Annotated in this window: 14 protein-coding genes; 11 read left to right on the forward strand and 3 right to left on the reverse strand. The window is 28.8% G+C overall.

Annotated elements, in window-relative coordinates:
* The first annotated feature begins 22 nt into the window (after positions 1-22).
* Together MHN29_RS11810 and MHN29_RS11815 are read left to right on the forward strand one after the other, a co-directional pair.
* On the forward strand, positions 23-244 hold the full coding sequence (locus tag MHN29_RS11810) for a hypothetical protein (RefSeq protein WP_235276115.1): 222 nt from the start codon (positions 23-25) through the stop codon (positions 242-244).
* A gap of 49 nt (positions 245-293) precedes the next feature.
* Positions 294-1,583: an HlyD family secretion protein gene (locus MHN29_RS11815; RefSeq protein ID WP_235276116.1), complete on the forward strand. Its 1,290-nt coding sequence runs from the start codon at positions 294-296 to the stop codon at positions 1,581-1,583.
* 107 nt (positions 1,584-1,690) lie between these two features.
* Here MHN29_RS11815 and MHN29_RS11820 read toward each other — a convergent pair whose 3' ends face one another.
* From MHN29_RS11820 to MHN29_RS11830, 3 genes are all read right to left on the reverse strand, one after another.
* A complete protein-coding gene (locus MHN29_RS11820) occupies positions 1,691-2,407 on the reverse strand; it encodes a hypothetical protein (protein WP_235276117.1) in 717 nt (238 codons plus the stop codon).
* Between the two features lie 104 nt (positions 2,408-2,511).
* Complete coding sequence (locus MHN29_RS11825) at positions 2,512-3,246, reverse strand: LytTR family DNA-binding domain-containing protein (RefSeq protein ID WP_235276118.1); 735 nt, start codon at positions 3,244-3,246, stop codon at positions 2,512-2,514.
* Between the two features lie 2 nt (positions 3,247-3,248).
* Positions 3,249-5,090: a histidine kinase gene (locus MHN29_RS11830; RefSeq protein ID WP_235276119.1), complete on the reverse strand. Its 1,842-nt coding sequence runs from the start codon at positions 5,088-5,090 to the stop codon at positions 3,249-3,251.
* Between the two features lie 283 nt (positions 5,091-5,373).
* On the opposite strand from MHN29_RS11830, the gene MHN29_RS11835 reads away from it, so the two are divergent.
* The 9 genes from MHN29_RS11835 (at position 5,374) to MHN29_RS11875 (ending at position 18,041) form a co-directional block, all read left to right on the forward strand.
* The gene (locus MHN29_RS11835) at positions 5,374-6,972 is read left to right on the forward strand and encodes a vitamin K epoxide reductase family protein (RefSeq protein WP_235276120.1); all 1,599 of its coding nucleotides are present in this window, start codon (positions 5,374-5,376) and stop codon (positions 6,970-6,972) included.
* A gap of 128 nt (positions 6,973-7,100) precedes the next feature.
* Positions 7,101-7,274 carry a hypothetical protein gene (locus MHN29_RS11840; RefSeq protein WP_235276121.1) on the forward strand — a complete coding sequence of 58 codons (174 nt, stop codon included), beginning with the start codon at positions 7,101-7,103 and terminating at the stop codon, positions 7,272-7,274.
* A 19-nt stretch (positions 7,275-7,293) separates the two neighbouring features.
* Positions 7,294-7,485: a hypothetical protein gene (locus MHN29_RS11845; RefSeq protein ID WP_235276122.1), complete on the forward strand. Its 192-nt coding sequence runs from the start codon at positions 7,294-7,296 to the stop codon at positions 7,483-7,485.
* Positions 7,486-7,743: 258 nt separating this feature from the next.
* Positions 7,744-9,930 (forward strand): peptidase domain-containing ABC transporter, encoded by a 2,187-nt coding sequence (locus MHN29_RS11850; RefSeq protein ID WP_235275149.1) that lies wholly within the window; start codon positions 7,744-7,746, stop codon positions 9,928-9,930.
* A gap of 94 nt (positions 9,931-10,024) precedes the next feature.
* A complete protein-coding gene (locus tag MHN29_RS11855; protein ID WP_235275958.1) occupies positions 10,025-10,258 on the forward strand; it encodes a hypothetical protein in 234 nt (77 codons plus the stop codon).
* Positions 10,259-10,488: 230 nt separating this feature from the next.
* Positions 10,489-11,778, forward strand: coding sequence for an HlyD family secretion protein (locus MHN29_RS11860; RefSeq protein WP_235275959.1), 1,290 nt, complete (start codon positions 10,489-10,491; stop codon positions 11,776-11,778).
* A gap of 100 nt (positions 11,779-11,878) precedes the next feature.
* On the forward strand, positions 11,879-12,589 hold the full coding sequence (locus MHN29_RS11865) for a TIGR00730 family Rossman fold protein (RefSeq protein WP_150900919.1): 711 nt from the start codon (positions 11,879-11,881) through the stop codon (positions 12,587-12,589).
* Between the two features lie 97 nt (positions 12,590-12,686).
* A complete protein-coding gene (locus MHN29_RS11870; protein WP_239176079.1) occupies positions 12,687-15,470 on the forward strand; it encodes an aminopeptidase in 2,784 nt (927 codons plus the stop codon).
* 117 nt (positions 15,471-15,587) lie between these two features.
* On the forward strand, positions 15,588-18,041 hold the full coding sequence (locus MHN29_RS11875) for a thiamine pyrophosphate-dependent enzyme (RefSeq protein ID WP_235275961.1): 2,454 nt from the start codon (positions 15,588-15,590) through the stop codon (positions 18,039-18,041).
* The last annotated feature ends 38 nt before the right edge of the window (positions 18,042-18,079 follow it).

The raw sequence follows: 18,079 nt of genomic DNA on the forward strand, positions 1-18,079 counted from the left end.
ATAAATATTAAATCATATAGTTATGAAAAAATCAATTTTAAACTTAGGAAAAATTTTAAACAAAGCGGATCAAAAAGCAATTAATGGTGGAGGAGAAGTATCTGGAGTATGTAAACCAGAATTCACTATTGATATGAATGGAGACAAAATATTTACCTGTGAAGGTCATTGCTGTGTACCAACAACAAACGGTGGATGTACAGTTACAATTGAAGCATGTAATATAAACGGTATCGGAGTCTAATTTTTATGAAGAGGAATACTAGTATTCCTCTTCTTTTAAAACTAAAAATATGCCAAGAGAAATAGAAGACATAGAAATTCGTAGTGAAGAAGTACAAGAGATATTAAGCCAAGTACCCAATTGGATGATACGTTGGGGAAACACTTTGTTTTTAGCATTAATTCTTATGCTTTTATTCATCTCATGGTTTGTAAAATACCCTGATGTAATTACCTCAGAGGTTATGGTTACTACATCATTTCCTCCTGAAAAAATATATGCTAAATCAACAGGACAATTTGAAGTGTTTTTAGCTAATGAAGGGAAAAATGTTTCTAAAAATGAAGTGCTAGCTGTAATCGAAAATAGCGCTTCTTATAAAGATGTTTTATTATTAAAAAACACTGTAGATACTATTAATAGAGATAAAGATAAATTTTCTTTTCCTATTGAAAAACTTCCTCCTCTACTTTTAGGTGACATTACAAGTAGTTTTTCGCAATTTCAAAACGACTATACAGAATATCTTTTAAATGAAAAACTAACACCTTTCAAATCTGAAAGTTTTGCCAATACAACTTCATTAATAGAAGCAAAAGGGAGATTAGTAACTTTAATATCTCAAAAGAAAATAGATCAAAAAAAATTAGAAATCCAAAAAAAAGACCTTGAAAGAAGTAAAGGTTTATATGAAGAAGGAGTAATTTCTGCTAAAGAAAAAGAACAAAAAGAAGTAGATTATCTACTTTCAGAAAAAGCTTATAAAGGTTTAGAGACTTCCATATCACAAATTAGAGAATTGATTAGTAATTCGGCAAAAAACTTACAAGGAACCTCTATAAAGAAAACACAAAACGATGTCCGTTTAAAAAACAAGGCAATTCAATCATTCTTACATTTAAAAAAGGCTATAAGAGATTGGGAGAAACAATATGCATTAACTTCTTCTATCAATGGAAAAGTATCTTTTTTATCATTTTGGAATAAAAATCAAACAGTAAAAACAGGAGAATTAATTTTTATTGTAATTCCTACAGAAGACAACTCGTTTATAGGAAAGATAAAAGCTCCTGCTGCCAATTCAGGAAAAATAAAAAAAGGTCAAAAGGTTCAAATCAAACTATTAAACTATCCATCGGATGAATTTGGAGAATTAAATGGAACTATCAATTCAATATCTCCAATACCTAACGAACAAGGAAACTATTTAATAGATGTAAACTTACCTCAGGACTTAAAAACAACTTATGATAAAAAAATAGCTTTCAGACAAGAAATGAAAGGAACTGCAAATATTGTAACCGAAGATTTACGTTTGATAGAGCGCTTTTTCTATCAACTTAGAAATATTATTAAATAAAGAGCTCTCTTCATAATCTAAAAGAGCAACTTAAAAAAGTTGCTCTTAATTTTTAGTCAATAAATTAAAAATTGACTAACCCCTTTAATATTAAATTTATTATTAGTCTAAATTTCTCTCAAAATAAACGTAAAAGATAAATTATTCAATAATGTAAAGTTTAATGGCAAATAACTTCCTCTACCGTCTGTGTACAATACAAGACCATCACTATACATCTTTTTTATATTCTCATTAAGTCTCCACAAACAAATAACTTTATCATTCCTCAAGAAATAATCTGTAAGTGTATGTCCGTTACTTAATACAGTGTTTTTATTAGGCAAGTATAACTCCCAATTATTTAAATTAATAATTTTATTAAGGTATGATTGATAAAGTACTCTTTCTCCTAATATTCCTCCCCACTTTAAAGGGTCTGGATCTAAACTTGTGGACGTTGGAGGGTCTGTATCACCAGATTGTGGATTCCTATGGTAATTATATTTATTAAACTGTTTATGAAACTCTATTTCAAATGGATTTGAATCAATAACATTATCATCCATAATATCAGACAACCTTATTTCTGTTATACTAGAATCTGCAATAAGATTATAAAAATAATCCCTTGCAGCCTCATTTTCAATAAGCGTTTTACCTATTAAAAAAGATGTCATAAACATTAATTGTTCTACTTCCTGATTATTGAAAGCTTGAAAAGGCTTTAAATTACTTCTGTTTGCCCTATTTTGTTCTTTTTCAATTATTTCTATTTCTTCATTATTTACGTTACAAGAAATACAAACAACTAATACAAAAAAAAGCAGTTTTAAAAACTTCATATTCTTTTTTTTTTGATTATTTCCTCAAAAATACATTCGATATATTAAGTTAAACCAAACAGTTCAAATTCGCTTGCAATAAATTCAAATTCGTTTTTATTTTCTTAAAACAATGTTTTTAAAACCATATCTTTTCTTCTCGTAGCAACTGGAATTTGTTCACCTGTTTTAGTTATTAAAAATCCATCATTTGTATATTTTGTTATATATGCTTTATTTACGACAAATGATTGATGACACTTAATAAATCGTTGTTTATCAAGTAACTCTTCAACTTTTTTCATTGGTTTAGAAATAACTATTTTCTCTTCAAAAAGATAAAATGTTGTATAATTCCCTTCTGACTTACAAAAGAGAATATCTTCAAAAGAAACTAAATGTTGAGTATCTAAAGTCTTTAAAACAATCTTACGATGCTCTCCTTCTCTATAATAATGGTTGGCAATATTTATAGAACTCCCATTAGTGCTTTCTTTTTCTACAGTATCTATTGCCTTACTTACTGCTTCTTTAAATTCATCTTCATCTATAGGCTTTAATAAATAATCTAAAGCTCCTAATCTAATAGCCTTTATAGCATGCGAGTCAAAACCAGTAATAAAAATTATTTTAAACTTAATTTCATCTAAAGAGGATAAAATATCAAAGCTTGTACCATCTCCAAGATCAATATCCATAAAAACTAATTGAGGTTTGTACCTTTTTATTTTTTCTATTCCTTCTTTTACTGAAATAGCTTCATCAACAATAGATATTTCATTTTGAAAATCTTGGAATACCCTTTTTTTCAAATTTTCTCTTACGTGCCTTTCATCTTCTACAATTAGTGCTTTTAACATGCTTAAAATATATTATATGGGATTTTTAATTCTACTCTAGTACCTGTTTCTTTATTTTTTTTCGCCACTGTATTTTTATTCAAAATAACAATTCCTTTACCTGTCATTTTTCTTAAAAACTCATCTATTAATTTAACTGATGATCTATTGTCAATATTATTTTCATCTATACCAACTCCATCATCGTCAATAACACAATTAATATACTTTTTAGAAAGTTGAAGCTGAATTAAAAGACTTCCTATTGAGTCACTCTTTCTAAATCCATGAATGATTGCATTTTCTACAAAGGGTTGTAACAGCATCGGTGGAATTAAAATTTCATCTTCAGTGTCAATCTTATTTTCAATTCTATAATCAAATCTCTCTGGAAATCTAAACTGTTGTAATTCTATATAATTCTGCAATGACTCTAATTCATCTTCAATAGGCACATAATTTTTTGTTGAATTTTGAAATATAGATCTTAATAGCTTAGAAAACTTTTGAATATATCTTATTGACTTCTCGCTATCTTCTTCTATCGTATTTTTTATTAGACTTAAACTGTTAAACGTAAAATGGGGATTCATTTGAGAACGTAATAATCGCTGTTGTAATAAAAAATTCTGTTGCTCTATTTTAAATCTTCTTTGCCTGTACAAGTTCAAAATTAATACTCCTGTTACAATAGCTATTAATAATAACAAGGTCAATATATATTGATTTCTTTCTAGTTTAAGGCTTTTAATTTCTGCCTCTTCCCTAGCCTTTTCAGAGATTATTTCTTTTTGATGAGATTTTTTTAAAGCTTCTAACTCACTATTCATCCTATTTGCATAGCTTTTCTCTTGAAAATCATTTATTGAATCTAATTGTGCTAAAACTTCATCTATACCTTTTCCTCTTTTTGATAAAATTTCCAAGTTAGTTTTCAAAACACTTCTTTGATTTGTAAAACCAATGTCCTCTATACCTAAATCATAAATAGAGTCAATATATTTTTGAGCTAAATCAAGTTTTTTTAATCTTATAAACGATTTAGATAAATTTAAATAACTGTTAGCTTGTCTAGTTTTAGTTAAATAAGATGGTAAATTTTTCGAAAAAGCTAACGCCTTTTCAAATGCAGAAATCCCTTTATGAAATAAATCATTATTATAATAATAAAAACCTAATGCTCCATATAGTTCATACCTTGCTGCTGTTTTCAAATTATCCTCATACTTAAGGGTCTTTTTTAATTCCTCAATGGCTTTATTCTGTTCATTTAAACTGCTAAGAATGGTAGATCTTCCTATCTTCGCCATTACATAATTAGTTGTGTCTCCTACTTTTAAAAGCATTGTCGTAGCTGAATCACTTGCTATTAACGCCTCTTTAAATTGTTTTAATTTTGCTTTAACAATTTGTTTAAAATAATACACATAGGCTTTATTCTTATAATCTTTGTTATCTAATAGAGATAGTAGCTTTTCATTTACTCCTTCTCCATTTAAATAATCATTTTTGTACGTAAAATACGTTTGTCTTAAAGCTCTAAAATATAAAACTTCTCTATTGGATTTTATTTTACTTTCTGAGAAAGAGGTTGCTTTATTAAAATTACTTATCGCTGAATCGTACTCTTTTAAACGAATATCATATTTTCCAGAAGTATAATAAAACTCAGCTTTTAATGAATCGGATAAATTACCTTTAGGAATACTCTTCAATAGATTTAAATAAAGTTCTAACGAATCTTTAGGAATACTTCTTTTTATTTTATTATTAAAAAAACTAGGTGATTTTGGTAAAACTTTTTCTTGAGTTTTCTTACATGAAATAACTATTAAGCAACATATTATTATTATTTTTCTTTTCATATTGTTCGGGGTACAAGACAACAAAGCTAATTATTTTCTCTCCAATTCCTCTATTCACTTTTTCATTTTAAGATTATATTAATAAAGACCATATTATTAATATTTAGTTACAACTCTTAGAATCTATTGAATTCATACACAACATAATGCAAATAATTATTTAAATTCTTCGGTTATGAAACAATTACAATCAAATATGAATTAATCTTAAAATACACTTCATTCTCAATTACTTTCGTTAACAACTCATTTTATTTAAATAACCAACAAGACCTTAAAATCCTTGAAAGACACATTAATCAATTTAGTACAGAGATTATTACAAAAAAATCGCATATCATTTGATAAAGAAGAATTATCATTTCAAATCCAAAGTCATCCTTCTTATCCAAGTTTACATGCCATAACTGGTGTTTTAGATCACTTCAATATAGAAAATGTTGCTGCCGATGTACCTGTTAATACAGAAACCTTATTACAATTACCAGATTGTTTTATAGCACAAGTAACTACAGAAAAAGTTAAAGACTTAATTGTTGTTGAAAGAAAAAAACTGGATTATACATTGTATGATTCAGATAATAAAAAAGAAAAACTTTCAGAAAGTGATTTTCTTCAAAAGTTTACAGGAATTATTGTTGCTGTTGAAAAAACAGAAGAAAGTACTTCTGCTAAAACATCTTCAAATATAACAAGCGTTCTTGCACTAGGAGCGTTATCATTGTTAGCACTGTTTATGGTTTATCAAAGTACACCTTCTTTATATACAGTTGCTTATTTATTACTTTCTGTTGTAGGATTGGTAACTAGTATTGCTATTGTAAAACAAGAGTTAGGTTTAAAAACCTCTATTGGTGATGCTTTTTGTTCTGGAGCTGATGACAAAAAGGACTGTGATGCTGTTTTAACCTCTAAAGGAGCTGAGATTATTAAAGGATATAAATTAAGTGATTTTAGTATTCTATATTTTATTGGGTTAACGAGTTTAACATTCCTTCAAATAACAAACCCTGTTATTTCATATACTATAAGTTTAATAGCTATTCCAGTTACACTATATTCAATATACTATCAATATGCAGTAGTAAAAAAATGGTGTTTATTATGTTTAACTATAGTTGGAGTGCTATGGTTACAAGCTTTGGTTCCTGTGTTAACTAATACTTATATCAGTAATTTCATACTTACAGATCTTGTGCTATTTGGTTTTGTAGCGGTAGCTACTTGGTTAACTTGGTTCTACATAAAGCCATTAATCACAGATGTGAATCAATTAAAAAAGGAAAAGATTGAAAATGTAAAGTTCAAAAGAAACTATACCTTATTTGAGAGTTTATTACAAAAAGCCCCACAATTAAACACCCAACTAAACGATAGCAAAGAAATTGTTTTTGGAAACCCAAATTCAAGATTAGAAATCGTAATTGTTACCAATCCATTTTGTGGACATTGTAAGCCTGTGCATGAACATGTAGATGCTATTTTAAACAGGTATCAAAACAATGTAAAAATAATCATCCGTTTCAATATCAGTACTAAAGACAGTACTAGTGATGTGGTAAAAATCACAAGTCGTTTACTTGAAATTTATAATATACAAGGAGCACCGCAGTGTTTACAAGCAATGGATGAGATTTATAGTGGAGAAAAGCCTTCTGTATGGATTCAAAAATGGGGAGCATGTACAGATGCTACAACCTATATTGCTGAATTAGAAAAAGAAAATGTTTGGTGTAAGGAGAATGCAATCAATTTTACTCCAGAAATTTTAATCAATGGAAAATCGTTTCCAAAAGAATACAACAGAACAGATTTAATCTTCTTTATAGAAGACTTAGAAGAAAATAGTCAAGTTGTTATACCATTGAAAACGGTATCATAGAAATAACTTAAAAAAGCAAAGCCCTAAAAAAGGGCTTTGAATTAGAACAAAATTCTCTCGCGAAGAATAGACACAAAGGTGAGTGTCTTTAAATGTTCGCCGCAAAAGTAATTCTTTAAATATTAATTATGAAAAAATCAATCTTAAAGCTAGGTAAAACTTTAAACAAAGTAGAACAAACTGAAATTAATGGAGGTACAATTGGCCCTAGTTTTCCTTGTTATTGTAACGGAAGATATGTGGGGCAAGTTTCTTCTATTGAAGAGTGTTGGAATGCATGTCCTAGTGTTGCTATAAAATAACATCTCTAAAATACTAATCATGAAAAAATTAATTTTAAATCTAGGAAAAACTTTAAATAAATTAGAGCAAAAACAAATTAATGGAGGTAGAAAATTTTGTGAATCACATGAAGATTGTGGTACAGGTTGTTGTAACACCTCTCGTTTTTGTCAAATCTTTGGAGTTCCTGGGCCTGGAGGTCTTTTATGCGACGGAAGCTTATCCTTTTAAAAGATTTTATTAAACAAGTAACTTTTATTCAATATATTGATTATGAACAGATAATAAAACTCGACTTTTAAAATTGTTATTATCCACACTCATATTCTTCTTATTGAATAAAAGTACTTCTAAAAATAAGACATTGACAACTTAATTCAACTTCTTTTTTTATTTACTCAAAAAAGGGATGAATTTTTATAAAAACATTTAAAATTTATACTCTAAGAAAATAGATTTTAAAAATATCTTCTCGATATTTGAAATCGTATGAAAAAATTTCCAAACTATAAACAAACCGAGGCCAAGGATTGTGGGCCAACATGTATCAAAATCATAGCCAAACACTATGGTAAAACAATTAACACACAACAGTTAAGAAGCTTAAGTGAAACCACTAGAGAAGGTAGTAGTTTATTAGGTTTAAGTGAAGCTGTTGAATCTATAGGTTTTAAATCTTTAGGGGTAAAACTTGCTTATAATAAATTATTAGAAGCGCCATTACCTTGTATTGTACATTGGAATAAAAACCATTATGTAGTACTTTATAAAATAAAAAAAGATACCGTTTATATATCCGATCCTGCCCATGGACTCATTACTTTTACTAAAGAAGAGTTCATACAACATTGGATAGGTAATAATGCTGATGAAAACACTGAAGAAGGAATTGTTCTACTAGTAGAACCTACTCCTAAGTTTTATAGCGAAGAATTTGAAGAAGACGAAAAATTTGGATTCTCTTTCATATTCAAATACTTGTTCAAATACAAAAAATTTATTGTACAGCTAATTATAGGATTGTTAGCTGGAAGTTTATTACAATTAATCCTACCGTTTTTAACACAAAGTATTGTTGATGTTGGTATTGAAAATCAAGATTTAAATTTTGTTTACCTTATTCTATTTGCTCAACTATTTCTATTTATTGGAAAGGCCTCTTTAGAAATTATTCGAAGTTGGATTTTATTACATTTAAGTACCAGAATCAATATTTCTTTAATATCCGATTTCTTTATCAAATTAATGAAATTACCTATTTCTTATTTTGATGTAAGAATGACTGGGGATTTATTACAAAGAATCAACGATCATAAACGTATTGAGAGAATCTTAACTACATCGTCATTAACTGTATTATTCTCTTTTTTCAACCTAATTATATTCAGTTTAGTACTTGGATATTATAGCTTGCAAATATTTGGAGTTTTTGTACTAGGAAGTGTTTTATATTTTGGATGGGTACTTTTCTTTTTCAAAAAACGAAAAGAATTAGACTACAAACGTTTTTCACAAGTAAGTCAAGAACAAAGTAAAGTGATTGAACTTATCAATGGAATGCAGGAGATTAAACTTCACAATGCTGAAAGACGTATGCGTTGGAATTGGGAATATGTACAAGCTCGTTTATTTAAAGTAGCTACCAAGAGTTTAGCCTTAGAGCAAACACAAAGTGTGGGATCTAACTTTATCAACGAACTTAAAAATATGTTCATTACAGTTTTATCAGCAAAGTTGGTTATAGACGGTCAAATAAGTTTGGGTATGATGATGGCCATTAGTTATATCGTAGGACAATTAAATGGACCAATTACTCAACTAATTAACTTTATGAGGGATGTACAAGATGCACAAATATCTGTTGATCGATTAGGAGAAATTCACAACATGGAAGATGAAGAAAATCCAAATGATGAGAAAGTAACTAATATTCCAAACAATGCAGCTATCACATTAAAAAATATCTCTTTCAGATACACAGGTGGATTAGAACCAGTACTTAAAGATTTATCACTAGAAATACCAGCGAATAAAACCACTGCTATTGTTGGAGTTAGTGGAAGTGGAAAAACAACACTAATGAAATTATTACTTGGGTTTTATCAAGTAGACAAAGGAGATATTATGATTAATAACTTCAATCTAAAGAACATCTCACAAAAGGAATGGAGAAGAAATTCAGGAGTGGTTATGCAAGAAGGATACATTTTTAATGATTCTATTGCCAAAAACATTGCTGTAGGAGAAGATTATGTAGATAAAGAAAAGTTAGCTCACGCCATTGATGTAGCCAATATTTCAGATTATATAGAAGGACTTCCTTTAGGATACAATACCAAAATAGGTAGTGAAGGAAATGGATTAAGTACAGGGCAAAAGCAACGTTTATTAATTGCACGATCTGTATACAAAAATCCGAAGTTTTTATTTTTTGATGAAGCAACTTCAGCTTTAGACGCTAACAATGAGAAGGTGATTATGGAGAAGTTAAATACATTTTTTGCTAACAAAACAGCTGTAGTAATTGCTCACAGATTAAGTACAGTAAAGAATGCCCATCAAATAGTTGTATTAGACAAAGGAAATATTATAGAAAAAGGTTCACATGAAGAACTTATAAAATTAAAAGGAAGTTATTACCACTTAGTTAAAAACCAACTAGATTTAGGTAAATAACATTATATAAAGATATTCTCTCGCGAGGAATAGACACAAACCTTGAGTGTCTTTAAATGATCAAGGGTTTAATCAATTTTTTAATTATTTAAAAATGAAAAAATCAATTTTAAACTTAGGAAAAGCTTTAAATAAAGCAGATCAAAAAGCAATTAATGGAGGATTATCTTTAGCTCATGGAGGGTATCAATGTTGTAATGCTTGGGGCTGTGGAGCATGTGTAACTGGATCAAGCGAAGATTGCAGTGGTTATGGTGATGATGTTTATGGTCAACACTGTACTGTTAGCGGTGGAGGCATTGGTGGTGGAAACGTAGTTTTCAAATAATCACTTCTTTTGTCCTTTACTGAGCAAAAGCTCGTAAAATGGAGATTTTAAAATTCAAAAACATAATAAAATAGTAGTTATTGTTAATTTCAATATCGTTTATCTTTTAGTTATGTTTGTTTCCCCGAAATCTTAGGAGAAAAAACTCGTAAAGTTTTAAACTCCATTAATTGAATAAATTTATGAGAGGTGTTTTTTTAAACACCTCTTTAAAAAATAAACAATAAAATATGCCAAGAGAAATAGAAGACATAGAAATTCGTAGTGAGGAAGTACAAGAAATATTAAGCCAAGTACCCAATTGGATGATACGTTGGGGAAACACTTTGTTTTTAGCATTAATTCTTATGCTTTTATTCATCTCATGGTTTGTAAAATACCCTGATGTAATTACCTCAGAGGTTATGGTTACTACATCATTTCCTCCTGAAAAAATATATGCTAAATCAACAGGACAGTTTGAAGTATTTTTAGCTAATGAAGGGAAAAATGTTTCTAAAAATGAAGTGCTAGCTGTAATCGAAAATAGCGCTTCTTATAAAGATGTTTTATTATTAAAAAACACTCTAGATACTATTAACAGAGACAAGGACAAGTTTTCTTTTCCTATTGAAGAGTTTCCTCCTTTATTATTAGGTGACATTACAAGTAGCTTTTCTCAATTTCAAAACGATTATACAGAATATCTTTTAAATGAAAAACTAACACCTTTCAAATCTGAAAGTTTTGCCAATACAACTTCATTAATAGAAGCAAAAGGTAGATTAGCAACTTTAATATCTCAAAAGAAAATAGATCAAAAGAAATTAGAAATCCAAAAAAAAGACCTTGAAAGAAGTAAAGGTTTATATGAAGAAGGAGTAATTTCTGCTAAAGAAAAAGAACAAAAAGATGTGGATTATCTACTTTCAGAAAAAGCTTATAAAGGTTTAGAGACTTCCATATCACAAATTAGAGAATTGATTAGTAATTCGGCAAAAAACTTACAAGGAACCTCTATAAAGAAAACACAAAACGATGTCCGTTTAAAAAACAAGGCAATTCAATCATTTTTACATTTAAAAAAGGCTATAAGAGATTGGGAGAAACAATATGCATTAACTTCTTCTATCAATGGAAAAGTATCTTTTTTATCATTTTGGAATAAAAATCAAACAGTAAAAACAGGAGAATTAATTTTTATTGTAATTCCTACAGAAGACAACTCGTTTATAGGAAAGATAAAAGCTCCTGCTGCCAATTCAGGAAAAATAAAAAAAGGTCAAAGGGTTCAAATCAAACTATTAAACTATCCATCGGATGAGTTTGGAGAATTAAATGGAACTATCAATTCAATATCTCCAATACCTGACGAACAAGGAAACTATTTAATAGATGTAAACTTACCTCAGGACTTAAAAACAACTTATGATAAAAAAATAGCTTTCAGACAAGAAATGAAAGGAACTGCAAATATTGTAACTGAAGATTTACGTTTGATAGAACGCTTTTTCTACCAACTTAGAAATATTATTAAATAAAGAGGTCTTTAATTATAGAAAATAACTAAATTAGCAAGCTTGCTAAAAAAGTAATTTTTAAGCAACGTAAATTGTTACATTAATATAAAAGATAATGAGTATGAGTCCGAACGATGACAGAAAAATTAGAGAGAAATTACAACAAAAAACTTGGAACGAAATAAAAACAAATGATTCTTGGGCTATTTTTAAAATAATGTCTGAGTTTGTTGAAGGATATGAGAAGTTAAGTAAAATAGGTCCTTGTGTGTCTATCTTTGGATCTGCTAGAACAAAAACAGATCATCCTTATTATAAATTAGCAGAAGAAGTAGCTTTTAAATTAACTCAAAATGGATTTGGTGTAATTACTGGAGGTGGACCAGGAATTATGGAAGCTGGTAATAAAGGAGCAGATAGAGGAAATGGTACTTCGGTAGGTTTAAATATTGAACTTCCTTTCGAACAACATGACAATCCTTGGATTGACCATGATAAAAACTTAAACTTTGATTACTTCTTTGTTCGTAAAGTAATGTTTGTAAAATATTCACAAGGTTTTGTAGTTATGCCTGGTGGATTTGGTACAATGGATGAACTTTTTGAAGCTATTACTTTAATTCAAACTAATAAAATTGGACGTTTCCCGATTGTTTTAGTAGGTAAGAAATTCTGGAGTGGATTATTAGACTGGATCAAAAATACATTATTAGAAGAAGGAAATATTAGTGAGAAAGACTTAAACTTATTTAGAGTTGTAGATACTGCTGATGAAGCTGTTGAACATTTTAATAAATTCTACGCTAAGTATGATTTAAAGCCAAACTTCTAAAAAAAATATTTATATTTAAAGCTCGTTGAATGTTCAACGAGTTTTTTTTATTTTCAATTTGAAACAGAAACTGCTACTCTTTTTGCCTTTCTTTTATTTGTTCTGTAATTCTTTAACAGCACAAACAAATTCAATAGAAATTAATGCAAAAATAGATGTTGAAAAAGACTTACTCAAAATTCAACAAAAAACTATTTTTTACAATAAGTCTTCAAAAAAATTAAACTCTATTTTCTTACATAATTGGGCTAATAGCTTTAGAAATAACGAAACTCCATTAGGTAAAAGATTTGTTGAGGATTATAAAAAAGAATTCTACTTTTCTAAAAAAAAAGATAGAGGGTTTACTAAAATTCAAAACTTAACGGTAAACTATCAACAAGTTTCCTTTAAAGAAAAAACAGCTCATCCAGATATCATCGAAGTTCTTTTAAATAATACGCTGAACCCAAAAGACAGTATTGTTTTATCAACTACTTATACAATTAAAATTCCCAACTCAAAGTATACTGGTTACGGAAAAACAAAATCTGGATACCATCTACGTTTTTGGCATATAATACCTGCTATTTATAATAAAAAATGGCAGTTAATGAGTAACCTAAATATTGACGATTTATATCAAGACCTTAGCGACTATAAAATAAGTATTGATGTCCCTCAAAAATATACAGTTGAGAGTAATTTATATCAGTATAAAACCCCAAAAGAAAATTATACAGAATATTATTTAATAGGAAAAAGAAAAAAAGATATCATCATAAATATCGATTCTATAAGTAGATTTAAATCTTTTAAAACAAAGGATAAGGAAATTAAAACAGATGCTTTTATAAAAAGCATTCCAAGTGAAACTACCACTAAAATAATCAATCAGCAGATTAAATTTATTGAAAGTTATTTAGGAAAACACCCACACACAGAAATTTTTGTTGACGCAAATACTACTAATAAAAACTCATTACATGAAATTTATGGACTCCCAAGATGGTTAAAACCTTTTCCAAAGAATTTTAGATGGGAAATAAACTTTTTTAAAGCTCTTACAAAAAAATATATTGATGATGTATTAATTTTAAATCAACGAAATGATTATTGGCTTACTGATGGTATACAAACTTTTTTGATGATGGAGTATATCAAAAAAAATTATCCAAAAATTACCGTATTAGGAAAGTACTCAAAATATTGGCCAATAAAAACGTATAACATCGCTAAACTTAAACAAAATGATAAATACTCTTTTGTTTATCAATTCAGTGCACGAAAATTTTACGATCAAGCATTAGATATACCTGCCGATTCTCTCTCTAATTTTAACAGAAAAATTGTTAGTAAATATAAAGCAGGTTTGGGATTACTTTACCTTAAAGATTATATTGGTGGCGATACTTTAAAAAACTCATTAAAGGAATATTATTTCAAACAACAATTAAAACTAAGTAACAGTAAACTTTTTGCTCAAGTTCTTCAAAAAAACACTTCTAAAAATTTAGATTGGTTTTTTAATGACTATATCAAAACAAATAAAAAGATAGACTACAAAATAGACAAAATTAAAGAAGCTAGTCACAAAGATTCTCTAGAGGTAACCATAAAAAATAAAAGAAGCTTTTCGGCACCAGTTGCTCTTTATGGAATTAATCAAAAAAAGATAAAATATAAAAAATGGTTTGATGGTATCGATTCAACTAAGACTATTAAAATAAAAAAAGGTGATTTTAATAAACTAGCTTTAAATTATGAAAACATTTATCCTGAATATAATTCTTTGGATAATTTTAGAAAAACCAACAATAGCCTTATCAATAAGCCTCTACAATTTCGTTTCTTTAAAGATGTAGAAAACCCCTATTATAATCAGTTGTTTTATTTTCCAGATTTTAAATACAATTTATATGATGGACTTATACTTGGAGTTGATATTAACAATCAATCTGTAATAAATCATAATTTTGAATTTCGACTAACTCCAAACTTTAGCACAAGAAGTAGAAATTTTACAGGCTCTTTTTCTTTTTCCTACAATCATTTCTTAAAAGAATCAAAAATATATAAAATACGTTACGGTGTAAGAGGTAGTAATTTTCATTATGCTCCAGAATTAGAATACAACACCTTCTCTCCTTTTGTAAGTTTTCAATTTAGAAGAAATTCACTTCGTGAAAATGGCTTGAGACTTTTAATTGCTCGTATGGTTAGAGTTAATAAAGAAGTACTGCCTAATGAACCTAAAACTGATCGCGACAAATACAACGTTATTAATTTTAGATATATCCATTCCAATTTTGATGCAGTTAATAGAACTTTATATGCTTTGAATACTGAATTTAATTCTAGCTTTACTAAAATTTCAACTGACATACGTTATCGAAGATTTTTCTCTGAAAATCAAAGTTTTGATATTCGTTTTTTTGGAGGTTATTTTATATCTAATACATCAGATGGAGATTATTTCAGTTTTGGCTTAAATCGAGGATCAGATTATTTATTTGAACAAAACTTATTTGGACGTTCAGAAAACGAAGGAATATTCAGTCAACAATTTATTATTGGTCAAGGAGGTTTTAAATCTAAATTTAGTGAACCGCAATTTGCTAATCAATTAATAACTTCAATAAATACTAGTGTAAGTGTATGGAGATGGGCAGAAATCTATAACGATTTTGCCATGCTAAAAAACAAAAACACTTCACCAAAATTCTTTTACGAAAATGGAATTCGTTTAAACTTAGTGCCAAATATCTTCGAATTCTACTTCCCTATTTACACAAATGAGGGATTTGAAGTGAATAAAAAAGCATATCCAACCAAAATTAGATTTATAGTTACTACAAATATTGACAGAATTTATAACTTTTTAAGAAGAGGATTATTATAAATACTTCAACAAAATCTCTTTTTTATCTTTTTTTTTGAAGAATATTCAATAAAAATTGAAATTTTTAAATTTCAACTAAAAAAACTATCTTTGTGTCGATACCAAAACTAGATGATTATGACGCAAAAGACCGAAGTAGCTAACACTCAACAACTTTCTTTTCAAGATTTTAAAAACGAAGTTTTAAACGACTATAGAATTGCTCGTATTAGTAGAGAATGTAGTTTATTAGGACGTAGAGAAGTTTTAACAGGAAAAGCAAAATTCGGAATTTTTGGTGACGGTAAAGAAGTGCCACAATTAGCAATGGCAAAAGCTTTTAAAAATGGAGATTTTCGATCTGGTTATTACCGTGATCAAACTTTCATGATGGCTATTGATCAATTAACTCCACAACAATTTTTCGCAGGTTTATATGCACATACTGATATAAACGTAGAACCAATGTCTGCTGGACGTCAAATGGGAGGTCATTTTGCTACACATTCTATTGATGAAAATGGTAATTGGAAAAACTTAACTGCTCAAAAAAATTCATCATCAGATATTTCACCTACAGCAGGTCAAATGCCTCGTTTATTAGGTTTAGCTCAAGCTTCTAAAATTTACCGTAATGTAAAAGGTTTAGAAAATCAGACGAATTTTTCAAATAAAGGAAATGAAGTTGCTTGGGGTACAATTGGTAACGCAAGTACATCAGAAGGGCTATTCTTCGAAACAATAAATGCTGCTGGAGTTTTACAAGTACCAATGGTAATGAATGTTTGGGACGATGAATATGGAATTTCGGTACACGCTAAACACCAAACAACTAAAGAAAGTATTTCTGAAATTTTAAAAGGGTTCCAGAAAGAAAACGATACAAACGGTTATGAAATCTTTGTGGTAAACGGTTGGGACTATGTACAATTAATTGATACTTATAATAAAGCATCAAAAATTGCGAGAGAACAACATATTCCTGTATTAATTCACGTAAAAGAATTAACACAACCACAAGGACATTCTACTTCTGGATCTCACGAAAGATATAAATCACCTGAGCGTTTACAATGGGAGCAAGAGTTTGATTGTATAGCTCAAATGCGTAAATGGATTTTAGAATTTGAATTACAAGATGAAAAAGGTGGTACCTTAAAATTCATAGAATCAGAAGAAGAATTAATTAAGATAGATAAAGAAGCTAAAAAAGAAGTTAGTAAAGCAAAACGTGATGCATGGAGTGCTTATACTAATGAAATAAAAGCTGAAGTAGCTGCAGCTGTAGAGTTACTTGAAAGAGTTGCCAATAAAAGTAACAATAGTTCATTTATTACTAAATATAAAAATGACTTAGCTGGAATTGCTGAACCAATTAGAAAAGATATTTTAGTTGCTACTCGTAAAAGTTTACGTTATTTAAAAGATGAAAATTTTGCTGAAAAAATAGAGTTACAAAACTTTATTAAAGCAGCTATTGATAATGCAGCAGTAAAGTATTCTGCTCACCTATTAAGTGAAACAGAACTAGCTACACAAAATATTAGCTCTGAAGCTCCTACTTATGGAAAAGAAAAAAAGTTAGTAGATGCACGTATTATAATGCGTGATAATTTTGATGCTATTTTAAAGAAGTACCCAGAAACTTTAATTTTTGGAGAAGATGCTGGTTATATTGGTGATGTAAACCAAGGATTAGAAGGGCTTCAAGAAAAATATGGAGAATTAAGAGTTTCTGATACAGGAATTCGTGAAGCAACTATTTTAGGACAAGGTATTGGAATGGCAATGAGAGGTTTACGTCCTATTGCTGAAATTCAATATTTAGACTACTTATTATATGCTTTACAAATTATGAGTGACGATTTAGCAACACTTCGTTACCGTACTTTTGGAAAGCAAAAAGCGCCATTAATTATTAGAACACGTGGTCACCGTTTAGAAGGAATTTGGCACTCTGGATCTCCAATGGGAGGAATTATTAATAATGTTAGAGGAATTCATGTATTAGTTCCAAGAAACATGACCAAAGCTGCAGGTTTTTACAATACTTTATTAGAAGGAGACGATCCGGCTTTAGTAGTAGAATGTTTAAATGGATATCGTTTAAAAGAAGAATTACCAACAAACCTAGGGGAATTTAAAACACCTATTGGAGTTGTTGAAACTATAAAAGAAGGAACAGATATTACTATTGTATCTTATGGTTCTACTTTAAGAATTGTAGAAGAAGCTGCTAAAGATTTAGCGCAGGTTGGTATTGATGTTGAAATTATTGATGCTCAAAGTTTATTGCCTTTTGATTTAAATCATGATTCTGTAAAATCTCTTGCTAAAACAAATCGTTTATTAGTAGTAGATGAAGATGTACCAGGTGGAGCTTCTGCATATCTATTACAAGAAATTGTAGAAAACCAAAATGGTTACAAACATTTAGATAGCAAACCAGAAACTTTAACTGCAAAAGCACACAGACCTGCTTATGGAACAGATGGAGATTATTTCTCTAAACCATCTGCAGAAGATATTTTTGAGAAAGTTTATGAGATTATGCACGAAGCTAATCCTCAAAAATTTAAAAATCTTTACTAAGGTTTTAAAGTTTATAAATCAAAAAAAGCGATTTGGAA

It is taken from the genome of Tenacibaculum sp. Cn5-46 (assembly GCF_022347705.1).
GTDB lineage: Bacteria > Bacteroidota > Bacteroidia > Flavobacteriales > Flavobacteriaceae > Polaribacter > Polaribacter aiptasiae.